This window comes from Salinicola lusitanus (assembly GCF_003206045.1).
GTDB classification, from domain to species: domain Bacteria; phylum Pseudomonadota; class Gammaproteobacteria; order Pseudomonadales; family Halomonadaceae; genus Salinicola; species Salinicola lusitanus.
This window is the reverse complement of the sequence record NZ_PZJM01000004.1, coordinates 525,281-540,872: the sequence shown is the minus strand read 5'-3', so window position 1 is coordinate 540,872 and position 15,592 is coordinate 525,281. Positions and strand designations below refer to the sequence as shown.

The window sequence follows — 15,592 nt, the reverse complement described above, 5'->3', positions numbered from 1 at the left end:
CATTGCGAAATCACCCCGGCCGGGATTCAAGAAGTGGCGGATACAGCCGATAGAAATCATAACTTTGCATGGATCCGCGCCGGACTCTGGATGGCGTTTCACGGGATAGCGATATGAGCCTGTTTTCGATTGGTCTCAGTGGGTTGAGCGCGGCACAGAACGCGCTGTCCACCACCAGCAACAACATCAGCAACGTCTATACCGATGGCTACAGTCGACAGCTGACGCTACTGGGCCAGAATGCCAGTGGCGGCGGCGCCGGATCCGGCGTCAGCGTCGACGGTATCCAGCGCCAGTACAACAGCTATATCAGCTCGCAGCTCAATCAGGTCAACAGCCGGCAGTCGGCGCTGGAGACCTACCAGAGTCAGGTCAATCAGATCAACGATCTGCTGGCGGACAGCGACTCGGGCCTGACGACGCTGATGCAGGGTTTCTTCTCCAGCGTGGAGGATCTGACCGGTTCGCCAGCGGACGCAGCGGCGCGGGAAGGTGTGCTGGGTACGTCTCGCAGCATGACGGCGCAGTTCCGTGCCTATGACGGCTATCTCAGCGACATGCGCGAGGGCATCAACGGTCAGATCGGCGACGTGGTCACCCAGGTCAACAATCTCAGCGACCAGATCGCCGATCTCAACAAGCAGGTGACGCTGGCGCGGGCTCGCAGCGGTGAAGAGCCCAACGCCCTGCTCGATCAACGCGACAAGCTGGTCAGCGATCTCGGCGATCTGGTCGACGTCAATGTCCAGGTACAGGACGGCTCCACCTATCAGGTATCGCTCTCCAACGGCATGCCGCTGGTCGCGGGCAACAAGTCGTTCGACCTGGTGGCGATGAAGGGCAATGAAGATCCCTCGTCCATCACGCTCGGTTATGAAGATGGCGGCGGGACGCGCTCCGCGCTCAAGGAGTCCGTGGTCAAGGGAGGCGAGCTGGGCGGGCTGCTCAGTTTCCGCAGCGAGACCCTCGATAGCACGCAGAACCAGCTCGGCCAGTTGGCGGTGACGCTGGCCCGCAGCTTCAACGCCCAGCATGAAGCCGGGGTGGATCTGAACGGCGATGCCGGCGAGGCGTTCTTCGCCATCGGCAGTCCGACCGTCGTCAGCAGCGCGGTCAACAACGGGAGCGGTTCGCTGGCCGCCGAGTACGGTGATGTCAGCGAGTTGACGGCGGACGACTACCGGCTCACCTATCAGGCGGACGGCAGCTATTCGGTCGAGAACCTCGGCAGCGGCGAGACCCGTTCGGTATCGCCGGCCGGGGATGGCACGCTATCCGTCGGTGGCGTGACCCTGACGCCGAGTGGCACGCCCGCCGAAGGCGATGTCTTCATGCTCCAGCCGACGCGCAACGCCGCGGGTGTATTCGAAGTCGCGGTTACCGATACCGACAAGATCGCCGCCGCGGATGCCGACAGTGGCGGTAGCGGCGATAACCGCAACGCCCTGGCTCTGCTTGACCTGCAGAATCAGAGGCTGGTCGGCGGCAGCAAGACATTCAGCGGAGGCTACGCCTCGCTGGTCAGCGATGTCGGTAATCGGGCTGCGATCACCCAGGCCAACCTCACCACGCAGACGGGGTTGAGCGACCAGCTCTTCGCCTATCAGCAGGCCGACTCGGGCGTGAACCTGGATGAAGAGTACGCCAACCTGCTGAAGTACCAGCAGTACTACTCGGCGAATGCCAAGATCATCGAGGCGGGCTCGAGCATTCTGGACACGATCCTGGGCCTGCGAGCCTGAGCCAGGGATCGCCAAGAGTCGATTTCGCGTCGTTATTGAATAGCCATTGAGTGCGCCGTGTGGAGGCGCCTTCGAGGAGAGAGCCGTGCGTGTCAGCACCGTGATGATGTTCGAGCGCAGTGTCAGCTCGATGAACCGCCAGCAGAGCGCCTTCATGCAGGTGGGCGAACAGATCGCCTCCGGCAAGCGCGTGGTGCGTCCCTCCGACGATCCCCAGGCCGCCTCGCGCGCGGTGGGCGTGTCGCAGTCGCTGGCGTCCAACGCCCAGCAGAGCGACAGCCGGATCACCGCACGCAACTCGTTGAGCCAGGAGGAGAGCGTTCTCAACAGTGTCTCCGACTCGCTGACCCGTGCCAAGGAGCTCATGGTCCAGGCCGGCAACGGCACCTTGAGCGATGCGGATCGCCAGTCGATGGCGACCGAAATGCGCGGTGTCTACGAAGCGCTTCTCGGCCAGGCCAACTCGACCGATGGTAATGGCAGCTATCTGTTCGGTGGCTATCAGGACGGCGCCGAGCCTTTCGTCAAGGATGCTACCGGCGCGGTCCAGTACGCCGGCGCCGATCAGGTTCGCCAGCAGAAGGTGGACTCCTCGCGTCTGATGGAAGTGGGCAATACCGGCCGTGACGTGTTCCAGACCGTGGCGGGAGGGGCCGGCTATATCGCCCGGGCCGACGCGGACAACGCCGGCACGCTGACGTTCACCGGTCCGCAGGTCGCCGATACCACCGCGCCGGGATACGGTGACGATTACGCGATCTCGTTCAGTGCCAATGGCGATGGCACTTTCGACTACACGATCAGCGGACCGGATGGCGACACCACCGGCAACTACGACGGCACCAGCGCTACCCTGGAATTCGGCGGGGTGCGTCTCACCCTGGAGGGCACGCCGGCCGATGGCGATGGGCTGGACGTCGGCACCGCCAAGAACATGAATCCGGACGTATTCACCACGCTGGAGAACATGCTCTCGGCGCTGGAGAAACCGCTCGATTCGGATGTCGACAAGGCCGCCTTTGCCAATACGCTGTCGACTTCCAGCCGGGAGATGGACAACGCGCTGGATAATGTGCTGACCGTGCGGGCTTCCGTCGGCGCTCGCCTCAACGAGCTGGACACGCTCGATACCGTGGGCAGCGATCGCAAGATCGCCTACACCCAGACCCAGAGCGATTTGATCGATCTCGACTACACCACCGCGATCTCCGATTACGTGCTGCGCCAGGTGGGGCTGCAGGCGGCGCAGAAAGCCTTCGTCGATCTCCAGGGGACGTCGTTGTTCGAGATGATGTGAACGTAATGGCGCTCCGGCGGCCGGCCGGGATAGCGGTCGAAGGCGGGCGCGGCAGGGCGATAGCAGGAAGAAGGGCGCATCCAGTGGGTGCGCCCTTGTCGTTGGGGCCCTCCGACGGTGGCATCGTGCCCGTTGGGGGGAGCCGGCCCTCGGGCCGGCCCCGTCGTCTCAGGGCGTGCCGCTCATCTGCTCGATCATGCCTTGCATGAAACGCAGCTGCTGGGTGAAGAGGTCATGCCAGAACCCGCCAAGATCCGGCATGAGGGCGGTGATCATTACCAGGCCGGCGGTCAGCGTCATCGGGAAACCCACGGAAAAGATCGACAGCTGGGGGGAAGCCCGGTTGAGGATGCCCAGCGACAGGTTGATCAGCAGCAGGGCAGTGACGATGGGGATGGCCATCAGCAGGCCCGAGGAGAAGATGGTGCCTCCCCAGCGGGCCAGGGTCTCGGCAAAGCTGGCATCGATCGAAGTCGCGCCGATGGGCAGCACCTCGAAGGTCCAGGCCAGGATCTCGATGGTGATCAGGTGTCCGTTCATCGCCAGAAACATCAACAGCGTCAGCAGTTCCAGCATTCGCGACAGCACCATGGTGTTGGTGCCGGCATCCGGCTGATAGAACGTCGCGAATCCCAGCCCCATCTGCATGCTGATGAATTCGCCGGCGGTCTGCACCACGGCGATCATGATCCGCAGCACCAGCCCCATGGCAATGCCAATCAGGATCTGCTGCAGCAGGATGCCGAAGCTTTCCAGCGAGAACAGCGGGATCGCCGGCATCGCTGGCAGCGACGGCGCGATAGCGACGGCGATGGCGGCGCCGAACAGGGCCTTGACCGGTGTGGGTACGCTGGGCAGGCTCCAAAGCGGAGAGGCCATGAAGAACGCGAGGATGCGAACGGTGGGCCAGAAGAACAGCTGCAGCCAGCCCAGCCACTGGTCGGAGGTGATGTCGATCATCGCCGGCGACAGCGTCTCAACTGACCATCTGGGGAATGTTCTGCAGCAGTTCCCGGGTGAAGTTGACCAGCAGCTGGATGATCCAGGCGCCGGAGACGATCAGCATGGCGAAGACGCCGAGGATCTTGGGGATGAAGGAGAGGGTCATCTCGTTGATCTGCGTCGCGGCCTGAAACAAGCTCACCAGCAGGCCGATCAGCAGCGCAGTCAGCAGCAGTGGCGCGGCCATCATCAGGGTCACCTTCATGCCCTGATAGGCGAGGCTCATTACCATCTCGGGAGACATTGCTCACCTCCGTGTGGTCCCGCGACATGCCATCACGACGCGATTCATGTCAGGAACTCAGGAAAAATAGAAGCTCTGGGTCAACGAACCGATCAGGAGCTGCCAGCCGTCGACCAGCACGAACAGCATCAACTTGAACGGCAGCGAGATCGTGGCCGGCGGCACCATCATCATCCCCAGCGCCATCAGCACGCTGGCCACGACGAGATCGATGATCAGGAACGGAATGAAGATCGTGAAGCCGATCTGGAATGCCGTCTTCAGTTCGCTGGTGACGTACGCCGGCACCAGGATCCGCATCGGGACGTCCTCCGGGCCCTGCATTGCGCCGATGTCGGCGATGCGGGCGAACATCGCCAGATCGGCCTCGCGGGTCTGTGCGAACATGAATTCCCGGAAAGGCTGGCTACCCCGATCGAGTGCCTCCTCCAGTGAAATCTGCTCGGCCGAGAAGGGTTGCCAGGCCTCGTCGTAGACCCGGTCGAGCACCGGCGACATGACGAAGAAGGTGAGAAACAGCGCCAGTCCCAGCAGAACCTGGGTCGGTGGCGCCGACGGCGTGCTCATGGCCGTGCGCAGAAGCCCGAGGACGATGATGATTCGGGTGAAGCAGGTCATCATCAGCAGCATCGCCGGCAGGAAGGCGAGCGACGACAGGAACAGCAGGGTCTGCAGGCTCAGCGACCAGCGCTGGCCGCCGTCGGGCATCGGCTCACTGATGATCCCGGGCAGGGCCTGCGCCATCGCCCACTGGCTGGCGGTCAATGCCAGCACCGCCACCAGACCGGCGGCGACATGGCGTGGGTTGAGTCGGAGCGTCATCGCCACTAGCTGCCGTCCCGTCCGTTGTGCCGGCCACGGACCGCGCCCCGGGCGTTCTGCTTCAGCGCCTGGGCGAAGCGGCTGGCGAAGGAGCCGCCAGGTGCTGATCCCGGCGGCTCGACCTCGGGCGCCGTCGGTGGCTCGAGGGTGTCCAGCCTGGTCACCTGTCCGCCACCGACACCCAGTACCAGCCAACGATCCTCGACGGCGACGATCACCACGCGCTCGCGCTGCCCCACCGGCGTACTGGCCACCACGCGGAGATGTTGCGTACCTGCCCGCCGATTGGGGCCGAGGCGCTTGAGCAGCCAGGCGCAGGCCAGGATGATCGCGACGACCACCAGCAGGGAGACCGCGGTCTTGCCCAGCATCAGCAGACCGATGCTGTCACTGCCGCCGGCCTGGGTAGCCTGCTGTAGGGTAGCTTCGTTCATCGGTTCAATTTCTGGACGCGCTCGGAGGGCGTGATGATCTCGGTGATTCGAATCCCGTACTTGTCATCCACGACCACCACTTCGCCCTGGGCGATGAGGTAGCCGTTGATCAGGATGTCCATGGGTTCGCCGGCGAGACCGTCCAGCTCCACGACCGAGCCCTGGGCAAGCTCCAGCAGCTGCTTGATGGTGATACGGGTTCTGCCCAGCTCCACCGAAAGCTTGACCGGGATATCCATCACCACGCCCAGGTCGCGGGGCTGGCGGGTATCGCTTCCGCCCTGGTCGAAGGACTGGAAGATCCCGGCATCCACCGAGCTCGCCGCCGCGGGCGTCGCTTTCGCCTTGGCGTCGACATCGGGTGCCTGGGCAGGCTCTGTGTCTTCGGCCTGCGCTTCCGTCTCTTCGGTCTCGGGTTCCACGCCCTGTTCCGCCATCGCCGCGGCCCACAGATCCTCGGCTTCCTGCTGGCTGTCGCCGGCCGTATCGGAGGCTCCCTTCTGGGATCCCGGTTTTTGATCGTCACTCATTGTCGAAGTCCTTCATGGCGGAGTACGTACCATGGTCGATGAGATGTTTCACCCGCAGTGCGCGCTGGCCTTGTCGGTTACCGTACTCGCAGGTCATGACCGGCACACCGTCGACGCGCACGTCGATGGCCTTGGGAATGTCGATGGGAAGAACGTCCCCGACCTCCAGCGACAGTACGTCGCCAATGGTCGAGGGGATCTTGACGAAGTCGGCGATCAGCTCGACCTGGGTCTGCTTGATCTCGCCGGCCATGCGCGATTCCCACTGGGTATCGTCGCTGTCGAGCGTCCCGATCGGGCTGGAGAGAATGTCCCGGATCGGTTCGATCATGGAAAACGGTATGCAGATGTTGAAGTCGCTGGCCAGATTGCCGACTTCGAGATGGAACGTGCTGTTGACGACGATCTCGTTCGGCGAATTGGTGATGTTGGCGAAACGTACCTGCATCTCCGAGCGCATGTAGTCGATCTCCAGGGGGTAGATCGATTTCCAGGCGTCGCTGTAGCCCTCCAGCGCCAACGACATCAGGCGCTGGATGATCCGCTGCTCGGTGGCAGTGAATTCGCGGCCGTCCGACTTGGTCAGGAATCGCCCGTCGCCGCCGAACAGATTGTCCACCACCATGAAGACCAGTCCCGGCGGGAACACCAGCAGCGCCGTTCCCTTCAGCGGCTTGAGGCTGATCAGGTTGAGATTGGTCGGCACCGGCAGGTTGCGCGCGAATTCGCTGTAGCTCTGGTAGCGCACGCCGGAGACGGTGATGTCGGCACTGCGCCGGATCAGGTTGAACAGCGCGACCCGAAACAGACGCGCGAAACGTTCGTTGATGATGTCCAGCGCCTGCAGGCGCTCGCGAACGACCCGATGCTGGTTTGCCGGATCGAAGGGGCGGGTGCGACGCTCGCCTTTCGGCTCGTCGGCGGGCTTGTCGTCATCGCCGCTGACGCCGTTGAGGAGGGCATCGATCTCTTCCTGCGATAACAGGTCGTCTTGGGACATGGTTGGCCTGGCGTCCGCTTACTGCACGATGAAGTCGGAGAACAGCACGTCACTGATGGCTAACGTGGGCTGTGGCGTGGTGATCGGGTCGTCGAACAGACCGAGAATCTGCTGCTTCAACTTGACCTTGCCCTCGGGCTTGATCAGCTCTTCCGCGCTCTTGCCGGACAGCAGCATCAGCAGACGGCTGCGAACTTCCGGCATGTGCTGGGTCAGAAACTCACGGGTCTGATCGTCGTTGACGCGCAGCGACAGACCCACGTAGAGCAGCCGGTCGCCGTAGTCGCTCTGCAGGTTGACCGTGAACGGCTGGATGGTCACGAATATCGGCACGGGGGGCTCGGTCGGCTGTTCCTCGACGACATCGGTCGCCTCGCTACCACCACGGGCATCGAGGAAGAAGTACACGGCGATCGAACTCGCGATCGCCAGCAGGACGATCAAGAGCCCTACCACGAGTAGGGATCGACTTTTACGGGGTGCGGCCATTGCTTCTGCCATTACGGGTGATCTCTGGAAGTTGCAGCGGATTATGCGGTGGCGGGCGGCCTGGCGATCGCCGGAAAAGACGCCTTCCGGTCGGTCAACTTCCCCTTTCGTGTCACGCTACTACCGAGAAGGGACGCTGCGGTCGCCGGCTCGCCGCACGACCTGGTGTCACGGCTGGCACGAGCCAGCCGTCATCCGTGTTATCGGCAGCGCCGGTCAGGCGTAAAGGTTGATGTTGCCATTGCCGGTCAGCGCGATGCTCCGCGCCGTGACGTCATCGACCGGCTCGATGCCCGTCGCCGTCAACAGGGAGCCGGCAGCTCCGCCACCGTGGCGCGGACGGTCATCGCCGGAGGAGTGCCCCTGCTGGAAGTGGCCCTGATCGCTCACCATCGCTTCGCCCAGCGCGATACCGCTATCGGCCAACGCCTGACGCAGTTGGGGGATCGCCGCCTCGACGGCGGCGCGAACCGGGGCGTGCGCCGACAGGATCTGGAGTTGTGCCTGCTGATCCTGAACCGTCAGCGAGACGCTCAGCGGTCCCAGTTCCTGGGGATGGAGGCGAAGCGACATCTGCTGGTCGCCGCGCTGGTGCATCTGCACTACCTGCTGGCCGAAGGAGGCCGGCCACTGGGGAGACTGTACCGGTGCATTGATGAAACCGGGCGTCGAGGAGCCCGCCGATGCAGGGCTCGCCGCACCGGTCGGCGACGACGTGGTGGCGGTCGCCAACGAGCCGATATCGGAGCGGGGCGTCGGAACGGAACCGACGTCCGACGCATTTCTCTCGGGCAGGCTGATCGATGCGGCATCGCGGATCTGGCTCGCCGCGGTCACGGCTGCGCTGTCCGAAGCGCCGGGGAGGGCGGGCGTTTGACCGTTCATGGCGGTCATGCCGGAGTTGGCCCCGGGTGCGGTGCCATCGCTGCGTCGACTATCGATGGCTGACAGCAGTCCACCGAAACCCGGCTGGCTGACGGTCGTCTTGGCGCGATCCGAGGTTCCGGCCCGACCGACGTCGGCGGTCGGTGCATCGAGTGTGGCGGCCTCGTCACCATCGGCCGGCGGTGCGGTCACGGTGGCCTTGAAAAGCTGCTGCGCCAGTTCCCGTTGCCCGGCGTTCGGCAAGGCTGAGCCAGTGCTTGCGCCAGTGCCGCTGGCGGCATTCGGTGGTTGCGACGCCATGGCGAGCGGCAAACCGGCCACCATGGCGGCGAGAGAGTCCGCATCAATCGAGCTCGACTCCCCGTCGACCGCTCGGCTGCCCGACGGATCGTCGGCGGCGGACGAGAGGCTGGCCAGGATGGCCCGAAGGCTGGAGATGTCTTCCTCGTCGAGCGCCTGCGGCGCGGGAACGGCAGGCGCGACCGACGACCCGGTGCCGGCCTCGGCGCTATCGGTGGCAGGCGGTTGCGCCGCCACGGCGTTCGCTGGCTCACTGCTGGTCTGGCCATTGGCGTCCGAATTCGGCGCCTTGGCGGCGGTCGTACTGTTCTGTGCGGCCGGTCGCGCTGTTTTTTCGGCCGTCGCCCGCTGCAGGGAGTCGGCGAAAGGGGCGCTCTCGCTGGAGGCCTTGCCTTTGGCACTCGCGCTACGATCCGGGGGCAAGGTCACGGCGGTGATTGCAGAAAGTTCCATGGGCGGGGGCCGTCGGTTTCGTGGTCGGGTGACGCTTCGGATCAGGCCTCGATTCGGTGCGCCGAATCTCTACTTCAGCTTTGCTGCGAGTGTCGGGCGTCTTGCTGGCGACGTAGCAGCTGCGCGGCCATCTCGTCGCTGTGACGCTGCTCCTGGCGAGCCTGGTGATAGGCGGCATCGCGCTCTCCCCGGGCGTGCAGCGTCTCGTAGGCGTTGAGCTTGCGGCGCTCGCCTTGCCAATGCTGCCTGCCGCTGTCGACCCGGGTCTGGTGCTCGCCGAGCCGTCGCTGCTGCTGTTCGATCGCCTTGTCGAGAGAGCCGATGAACTGCTGGTAGTCGCGCCACTGGCTGGAGGAGACGCCCTGCGTCAGGCTGTCGTGCAGCTTGCGCTGGTACTCTTCCCGATAGCGCTGGAGTTGACCCAACTGGGTCTGGGCTTCCTGCTGCTGACGCTGTAACTGACCGAGACTCTCCACGGCCTTGTCACTGCTGCGTTGTGCCAGGTCTCGAAGCATCTCCATGGCTTGCATGTTGGCCAAAGCGTTACCTCCTATCCATCCGTCCGTCATCATGGCGACGGGAGAATTCAACGACGCCCATTGTGACGGCGCCGGTGCCACCCCAAAGGTTCGATAAGCGTCAAAAAAAGCCACTATTCCCGTTCGAGATCAGGGGATAGGGGGCGATGCGCCGGGGTGACGGCTCAGTCGTCGATCGGGATGAGCCGGTCGAGTTCGGTACGGGTATGGTCGATCCCCGCCGTCTCGTTCATTCGCTGCTGCAGGAACGTCTCCAGCCTCGGATAGAGGGCGACGGCGCGGTCGAGTTGAGGATCCTGGCCGCTGACGTAGGCGCCGACGTTGATCAGGTCGCGATTGCGCTGGTAGCGGGAGATCATCTGCTTGAATCCCTGGGCCTGGCGGAGACGCCTGGTGTCGACCACCGCGGGCATGGCGCGGCTGATCGAGGCCTCGATATCGATCGCGGGATAGTGGCCGCTCTCCGCCAACTGCCGTGACAGGACGATATGGCCGTCGAGGATGGCGCGGGCGGAATCGGCGATCGGATCCTGCTGGTCGTCGCCTTCCGTCAAGACGGTATAGAACGCGGTGATCGAGCCGCCGCCGCGCTTGCCGTTGCCGGCTCGTTCGACCAGCGCTGGCAACTTGGCGAATACCGACGGGGGATAGCCCTTGGTGGCCGGGGGTTCGCCGATCGCCAGGGCGATCTCCCGAGCGGCCATGGCGTATCGGGTCAGCGAGTCCATGATCAGTAGCACGTTGCGGCCCTGGTCGCGGAAATCCTCCGCCAGGCGCGTGGCGTAGGCGGCGCCCTGCATGCGTTGTAGCGGCGAGGTGTCGGCGGGGGCCGCCACCACCACGGCACGGGCCAGACCCTCCTCGCCGAGGATGTTCTCGATGAAATCCTGGACTTCGCGCCCACGCTCGCCGATCAGGCCGACGACGATGACGTCGGCGTCGGTGTAGCGGGCCATCATGCCCAGCAGCACACTCTTGCCCACCCCGGAGCCCGCGAACAGGCCCATGCGCTGGCCGCGACCCACGGTCAGCAGGCCGTTGATGGCACGAATCCCGACGTCGATGGTGGTATCGATGGGGGCTCGGGCCAGGGGATTGATGGGGGGCGTCTCGAGCGGGGCGTGTGGTAGCTGTTCGAGGGGGCCGTGGTCGTCGAGAGGGCGCCCATTGCCGTCGACGACGCGCCCGAGCAGCCCGTCGCCCAGCGGAAAGCGTCTCGCGCTGGCAACGTCGAGGCGATTGCCGCTGAGTGCCAGTACGCGGGCGCCGGGGAGCAAGCCGCTGGTGTCGGCCAGCGGCATAAGAAACAGCTTGTCGCCGGAGAAGCCGACGACTTCGGCCTCGGCGAACCGTTCGCCATCACCGTTGCCCGTGCCGGCAGAGAGTTCTATCAGGCAGGCGCTGCCCAGGGGAAGACGGATGCCGACGGCCTCCAGCACCAGGCCGGTGGCGCGGGTGACCCGCCCCTCGTGACGGTAGTGGGAGAGCGATTCGACCCGCTGGGTGACCTTGTCCAGCGCCAGGCGCCAGCGTTGATGGTGCGAGGCGACCTCCGGTGCCTTTGCCGACTGGCCGATGTCACTCACCGGGCGCTTCTCCGTCATCGGCATTTCCTTTCGCCAGCGGCGTTGACTCCACGGGGGCCGAACCGGTCCGCGAGCGTCGGCGCTGATCGAGAATGGCCTTCCACTGCGTGCTCAGGCTCGCATCCAGGCCGCCGCCGGCGCTGGTGGCACGACAGCCGCCACGCTCCAGCGTCGGATCGGCGTGGCATTCCCAGCCGCTCGCCTCGAGCGTATCGTTCATCGTCGACTTCACCAGTTCGAGATCCTGCGGGTTCAGCCAGAGCCGAGGCTTGCCGTTCAGCGTGGTGTCGGCATCGAGCAGTTCCCGCACCACGCTGAGGATGTGTTCGGGCTTGGCAGCCAGCGATTCGCCGGCCAGCTGGCGACCGGCGATCAGCGCCAGTTCGACCAGTTGATCCGCGATCTCGGCGTCGAGCGATGCCAGCGCCAGCCGAAAGTTGTCGGCCAGCCCGGCGAGCGGTGCCAGGGTCATGTCCAGCCGCTTGTTGAACTCCAGCTCGGCAGCGGCGTTACCCTCCTTGACGCCCTCGCTGTAGCCAGCCTGATAGCCTTGCTCGTGTCCCTCGCGGTAGCCCTGCTCGAGCCCCTCGAGTCGGGCTTTTTCGGCGATGCTCTGGCGCGCCTTGGCCTCGGCATCCTGACGCTGGCGGCGTCGGCGGGCGTCGGCATGCGTGGTGGACGGCTCGGAAGCGGACGGGTAGCCCAGCTCCTCCATCTGCCACCGGTGCCATTCGCCACGATTGCCGGACGTGGAACGGTCGTCGTGATCAGACGTAGCCATCGTCGCCACCGCTCAGGGCGATTTCGCCGGAGTCCGCCAGTCGCCGCACGACGCCGAGGATCGCTTTCTGTTCGTTCTCCACCTGGGACAGGCGCACCGGCCCACGATTCTCCATGTCTTCGCGCATCAGCTGTGCCGCACGCTGGGACATGTTGCGGGTGAACTTGTCGATCAACGCTTCCTCCGCGCCTCGCAGCGCGATGACCAGCGAGTTGGTCTCGATCTCGCGTAGCACCAGCTGGATGCCACGGTCGTCGATATCCAGCAGGTTCTCGAACAGGAACATCTCGTCGATGATCCGTTGCGCCAGATCTTCGCTGTGGGCGCGAACCACGTTGATGACCTGCTCTTCCTGGGCGGAATTCATCAGGTTGAGAATTTCGGCCGCGGTTCTCACGCCGCCCATCTTGCTGCGCTTGAGGTTGGTACCGTCCAGCATCGAGCTGAGCACTTCGGTGAGCTCCTGCAGAGCCGCCGGCTGCACGCCGCTGAACGTGGCGATGCGCAGCATGACGTCATCGCGCTGTTTCTCGTCGAACAGCTCGAGGATATCGGCGGCCTGGCCGCGCTCCAGGTGCACCAGGATGGTGGCGATGATCTGCGGGTGCTCGTCGCGAATCATCTCCGCGACCATCGACGCTTCCATCAGGTTCAGGGAGTCGATGCCCGATGCCGTGTTGCTGGTCTCGAGAATGTCCTCGATCAGACTGCTGGCGCGCTCGCTGCCCAGGGCCTTGGTCAGCACCGCACGGATATGGTCGTTGGAGTGCAGGTTGATGGCGGTGAACTGCTCGGTCTCGGCGTGGAATTCCCGTAGAACGAGCGCCATCTCCTCGTGGGAGACCTGCCCCAACTTGGCCATCTCCTGGCTGATGTCCTGCACCTCGCGGCTCGAGAGGTACTTGAATACCTCGGCAGCGCTGTCCTCGTCCAAGGAGAGCAGTAGGATGGCGCCACGTCGGGCGCCGGTCATTGCCGTCGTCATGATTTGTCCATCCAGCTTCTGACGACCATGGCGACCAGGCGCGGGTCTTCCTGGGCGATTTCACGGACGTCCTTGAGATCCTGCTCGTAACTCGAGGCGCCGCGACGATTGCGATCTCGTCCACGCGATGCACCACCGGCGCGGCTAGCGTTGTCGACGCCGGCGCCAGCGCCGACACTCTGGTAGCTTGCCGCCGCGGCCGCCGCATCGGTGGCGGACATCGGCGAAGTCGCTTGGGCCGGAACCGGTTCGCGGGTCTGGCGACGCACCAGCGGCTTGACCAGCTTGAACCACAGGAACAGGGCGACCAGTGCCACGACGAGATACTTCAGCACGCTCTTGGCGAGGCTCCAGATCTCCGGCGTCTGCCACCACGGCGGCGTCTCGAACTCCGGTGCATTGGCCTGGAAGGGGCTGTTGACGACCGCGAGGTCGTCGCCGCGTGCCTCCGAGAAGCCCATCGCCTGACGCACGAGGCCACGGATCTGGTCCATCTCCGTGTCGCTCAGAGCGACGCGGGTCGGGTTGCCGGCATCATCGACGCCGTCGCGATAGTTGACCACGACGGCGACCGAGAGGCGGTCGATATCGCCACTGTGCTGCTTGACGTGCTCGACGGTACGGTCCACTTCGTAGTTGATCGTGCTGTCACGATGCACCTGGCCGGTATCGGTATTGCTCGCGGTCTGGGTGTCCGTGCCCTGAGTGTCCGTCGCCTGACCGTCGGCCTGGTTGCCGTTGCCATTGTCGTTGGCGGCATTCTGGTCCTGGGCCGGCGCCTGGGTCGCCGGCGCGTTGATCGGCGAGGCCGCGGTACCCGGCGGCTGGTTGCTCAAGGCGCCGGGGACGCCCATGGCGAGATCGCCATTGCTCTGGAACGAAGCGCTGCTCTGCTGGCTGCGAACCGCTGCTTCGTTCGGTGCCTGATTGGGACCGTAGCGTTCCGCGGTCTGCTCCCGCTGGGAAAAGTCGACCTGGGCCGTGACCTGTGCCCGGACATTGCGCGCGCCGACGATAGGGGCGAGGATCGCCTCGATGCGGTCGGCATACTGGTTCTCGAGGTTGCTGACGTAGTCGAGCTGGCTGCCGTCGAGCTGACTGGCGTTGCTGGCAGGGCGACTCAGCAGGTCGCCGTTCTGATCGATCACGGTGACGTCGTCCACGGCCAGCTGGGGTACGCTGCTGGAAACCATGTGAACGATGGCGTTGACCTGGCCCTCACCCAGGACGCGGCCCGGCTGGAGATCGAGAACGACGGAGGCGGTGGCGGGCTGGCTCTCGCGGACGAATACCGATGGCTTTGCCATGGCGAGATGGACGCGAGCCCGGGCGACGCTACCCAGCGTACCGATGGTGCGGGCCAGCTCTCCCTCCAGCGCCCGCTGATAGTTGACCTGCTCGGCGAACTGGCTGATGCCGAAGGCCTGGTCGTCCATCAGCTCGAAGCCGACGCCGCTGGCTTCCGGCAGACCCTGCTCCGCCAGCTTGAGACGAATGGGCCTGACCTGGTCGGCGGGCACCAGCAGTGCCTGACCGCCTTCGCTGAACCGATAGGGGACGCCCATGGCATCGAGCTGATTGATGATGCGACCGCCGTCGGCATCGGTCAGGGTGGAATAGAGGACGCGGTACTCCGGCGCGCGAGCCCAGAGCAGCAGCGCGATCACGATGGCGACGGCAGCGGCGCCGGCCACGATAAGCGGTATGCGCGGGTTCCCCTGCAGCTTGCTCAACCAGTCGCGTCCGCCGGCGGTCGTCTCCGACGCGGTCTGTCGGGTCGATTGGCGTGCGGACGAACTACCTGGGTTTGAAGTGTCGTTGGGCGACGTGGCCGTGCTCATGTCGTGCTCCGATCATGGCACGTGGTGCAACTCGACAACATGGCAGTAGTCTGCTCCCTGCAACGCGTCTGCTCATCCGTACCTCGACACGCTCGGGGTGCTGCTCCGATGCGGCTCTGGCCGGGGCGTTAGTTTGATGGCAGCCATTATGTGTCGGTCTGTTAACGCTGAAGGTGGGAAAAGCCGGTGTTTTCACACGCATTTACCGCGATGGTCGTGGTCACGCTGTTGATAGGCTGCCAGCGTCGATTACCACGACGGCTCCCGGCATCATGGCCGTGAGCATCGTCATACAGGAACCCCTCATGAGTGCTCCAGCCATTCAAGCAGCGCTTCAGCAGATGCAGGCGCTATCGACCCAGGCAAGCGGTCAGGCCGCGGCATCGCAGCCATCGCTGAACGAGACAGGCGGCAGTTTCGCCGGTGAGTTGCAGGCATCGCTTGGACGAATCAATCAGATGCAGCAGACCGCCAATCAGCAGGCCATGTCGTTCCAGGCCGGCGACCCGAATGTGGCGCTGAACGACGTGATGATCGACATGCAGAAGGCGAGTGTCTCCTTCGACATGGGGGTTCAAGTGCGTAACCGTTTGGTAACCGCCTACAAGGAGATCATGGGGCTGCAGGTGTAACACCCGGCGACGCTTCCCCACGATCTCCCA

Annotated in this window: 16 protein-coding genes; 3 read left to right on the top strand and 13 right to left on the bottom strand. The window is 64.6% G+C overall.

The window, feature by feature from the left end:
* Nucleotides 1–113: 113 nt before the first annotated feature.
* Nucleotides 114–1,742 (top strand): flagellar hook-associated protein FlgK, encoded by a 1,629-nt coding sequence (gene flgK / locus DOM45_RS09860; protein ID WP_110599961.1) that lies wholly within the window; start codon nt 114–116, stop codon nt 1,740–1,742.
* A gap of 85 nt (nt 1,743–1,827) precedes the next feature.
* On the top strand, nt 1,828–3,039 hold the full coding sequence (gene flgL / locus DOM45_RS09855; RefSeq protein WP_110599959.1) for a flagellar hook-associated protein FlgL: 1,212 nt from the start codon (nt 1,828–1,830) through the stop codon (nt 3,037–3,039).
* A gap of 168 nt (nt 3,040–3,207) precedes the next feature.
* Here the strand turns inward: flgL and fliR are convergent, their stop codons facing one another.
* The 13 genes from fliR to fliF all read right to left on the bottom strand — a co-directional run bounded on the left by fliR (nt 3,208) and on the right by fliF (nt 14,930).
* Nucleotides 3,208–3,999 carry a flagellar biosynthetic protein FliR gene (gene fliR, locus DOM45_RS09850; RefSeq protein ID WP_110599957.1) on the bottom strand — a complete coding sequence of 264 codons (792 nt, stop codon included), beginning with the start codon at nt 3,997–3,999 and terminating at the stop codon, nt 3,208–3,210.
* 16 nt (nt 4,000–4,015) lie between these two features.
* A complete protein-coding gene (fliQ, locus tag DOM45_RS09845) occupies nt 4,016–4,285 on the bottom strand; it encodes a flagellar biosynthesis protein FliQ (protein ID WP_110599955.1) in 270 nt (89 codons plus the stop codon).
* 57 nt (nt 4,286–4,342) lie between these two features.
* Nucleotides 4,343–5,029 (bottom strand): flagellar type III secretion system pore protein FliP, encoded by a 687-nt coding sequence (fliP, locus tag DOM45_RS09840; RefSeq protein WP_110600468.1) that lies wholly within the window; start codon nt 5,027–5,029, stop codon nt 4,343–4,345.
* Nucleotides 5,030–5,112: 83 nt separating this feature from the next.
* Nucleotides 5,113–5,541 carry a flagellar biosynthetic protein FliO gene (fliO, locus tag DOM45_RS09835; protein WP_110599953.1) on the bottom strand — a complete coding sequence of 143 codons (429 nt, stop codon included), beginning with the start codon at nt 5,539–5,541 and terminating at the stop codon, nt 5,113–5,115.
* On the bottom strand, nt 5,538–6,071 hold the full coding sequence (gene fliN / locus DOM45_RS09830; protein ID WP_110599951.1) for a flagellar motor switch protein FliN: 534 nt from the start codon (nt 6,069–6,071) through the stop codon (nt 5,538–5,540). The genes fliO and fliN overlap by 4 nt, the downstream gene beginning before the upstream one ends.
* The gene (gene fliM, locus DOM45_RS09825; protein ID WP_110599949.1) at nt 6,064–7,071 is read right to left on the bottom strand and encodes a flagellar motor switch protein FliM; all 1,008 of its coding nucleotides are present in this window, start codon (nt 7,069–7,071) and stop codon (nt 6,064–6,066) included. The genes fliN and fliM overlap by 8 nt, the downstream gene beginning before the upstream one ends.
* An 18-nt stretch (nt 7,072–7,089) precedes the next feature.
* Entirely contained in the window at nt 7,090–7,560 is a 471-nt protein-coding gene (gene fliL, locus DOM45_RS09820) for a flagellar basal body-associated protein FliL (RefSeq protein WP_110599947.1), read from the bottom strand.
* A gap of 216 nt (nt 7,561–7,776) precedes the next feature.
* Entirely contained in the window at nt 7,777–9,198 is a 1,422-nt protein-coding gene (locus DOM45_RS09815; RefSeq protein WP_110599945.1) for a flagellar hook-length control protein FliK, read from the bottom strand.
* Between the two features lie 74 nt (nt 9,199–9,272).
* Complete coding sequence (gene fliJ, locus DOM45_RS09810) at nt 9,273–9,728, bottom strand: flagellar export protein FliJ (RefSeq protein WP_240612363.1); 456 nt, start codon at nt 9,726–9,728, stop codon at nt 9,273–9,275.
* A gap of 173 nt (nt 9,729–9,901) precedes the next feature.
* On the bottom strand, nt 9,902–11,341 hold the full coding sequence (fliI, locus tag DOM45_RS09805) for a flagellar protein export ATPase FliI (RefSeq protein ID WP_110599941.1): 1,440 nt from the start codon (nt 11,339–11,341) through the stop codon (nt 9,902–9,904).
* Nucleotides 11,316–12,104, bottom strand: coding sequence for a flagellar assembly protein FliH (locus tag DOM45_RS09800; RefSeq protein WP_110599939.1), 789 nt, complete (start codon nt 12,102–12,104; stop codon nt 11,316–11,318). Before DOM45_RS09800 ends, fliI begins: the two co-directional genes overlap by 26 nt.
* A complete protein-coding gene (gene fliG / locus DOM45_RS09795; RefSeq protein WP_110599937.1) occupies nt 12,091–13,089 on the bottom strand; it encodes a flagellar motor switch protein FliG in 999 nt (332 codons plus the stop codon). Before fliG ends, DOM45_RS09800 begins: the two co-directional genes overlap by 14 nt.
* Nucleotides 13,086–14,930, bottom strand: coding sequence for a flagellar basal-body MS-ring/collar protein FliF (gene fliF, locus DOM45_RS09790; RefSeq protein ID WP_110599935.1), 1,845 nt, complete (start codon nt 14,928–14,930; stop codon nt 13,086–13,088). The genes fliG and fliF overlap by 4 nt, the downstream gene beginning before the upstream one ends.
* Nucleotides 14,931–15,235: 305 nt before the next feature.
* On the opposite strand from fliF, the gene fliE reads away from it, so the two are divergent.
* Nucleotides 15,236–15,562 (top strand): flagellar hook-basal body complex protein FliE, encoded by a 327-nt coding sequence (gene fliE / locus DOM45_RS09785; protein ID WP_110599933.1) that lies wholly within the window; start codon nt 15,236–15,238, stop codon nt 15,560–15,562.
* Nucleotides 15,563–15,592: the final 30 nt, after the last annotated feature.

What these genes read in the sequence shown, in the direction of transcription:
- fliL (WP_110599947.1), bottom strand. Translation starts at nt 7,560, where the DNA reads ATGGCCGCACCCCGTAAAAGTCGATCCCTACTCGTGGTAGGGCTCTTG.
- fliM (WP_110599949.1), bottom strand. Translation starts at nt 7,071, where the DNA reads ATGTCCCAAGACGACCTGTTATCGCAGGAAGAGATCGATGCCCTCCTC.
- fliO (WP_110599953.1), bottom strand. Translation starts at nt 5,541, where the DNA reads ATGAACGAAGCTACCCTACAGCAGGCTACCCAGGCCGGCGGCAGTGAC.
- fliG (WP_110599937.1), bottom strand. Translation starts at nt 13,089, where the DNA reads ATGACGACGGCAATGACCGGCGCCCGACGTGGCGCCATCCTACTGCTC.
- fliP (WP_110600468.1), bottom strand. Translation starts at nt 5,029, where the DNA reads ATGGCGCAGGCCCTGCCCGGGATCATCAGTGAGCCGATGCCCGACGGC.
- fliJ (WP_240612363.1), bottom strand. Translation starts at nt 9,728, where the DNA reads ATGCAAGCCATGGAGATGCTTCGAGACCTGGCACAACGCAGCAGTGAC.
- fliN (WP_110599951.1), bottom strand. Translation starts at nt 6,071, where the DNA reads ATGAGTGACGATCAAAAACCGGGATCCCAGAAGGGAGCCTCCGATACG.
- fliR (WP_110599957.1), bottom strand. Translation starts at nt 3,999, where the DNA reads ATGATCGACATCACCTCCGACCAGTGGCTGGGCTGGCTGCAGCTGTTC.
- DOM45_RS09815 (WP_110599945.1), bottom strand. Translation starts at nt 9,198, where the DNA reads ATGGAACTTTCTGCAATCACCGCCGTGACCTTGCCCCCGGATCGTAGC.
- fliE (WP_110599933.1), top strand. Translation starts at nt 15,236, where the DNA reads ATGAGTGCTCCAGCCATTCAAGCAGCGCTTCAGCAGATGCAGGCGCTA.
- flgK (WP_110599961.1), top strand. Translation starts at nt 114, where the DNA reads ATGAGCCTGTTTTCGATTGGTCTCAGTGGGTTGAGCGCGGCACAGAAC.
- fliQ (WP_110599955.1), bottom strand. Translation starts at nt 4,285, where the DNA reads ATGTCTCCCGAGATGGTAATGAGCCTCGCCTATCAGGGCATGAAGGTG.
- fliF (WP_110599935.1), bottom strand. Translation starts at nt 14,930, where the DNA reads ATGAGCACGGCCACGTCGCCCAACGACACTTCAAACCCAGGTAGTTCG.
- fliI (WP_110599941.1), bottom strand. Translation starts at nt 11,341, where the DNA reads ATGACGGAGAAGCGCCCGGTGAGTGACATCGGCCAGTCGGCAAAGGCA.
- DOM45_RS09800 (WP_110599939.1), bottom strand. Translation starts at nt 12,104, where the DNA reads ATGGCTACGTCTGATCACGACGACCGTTCCACGTCCGGCAATCGTGGC.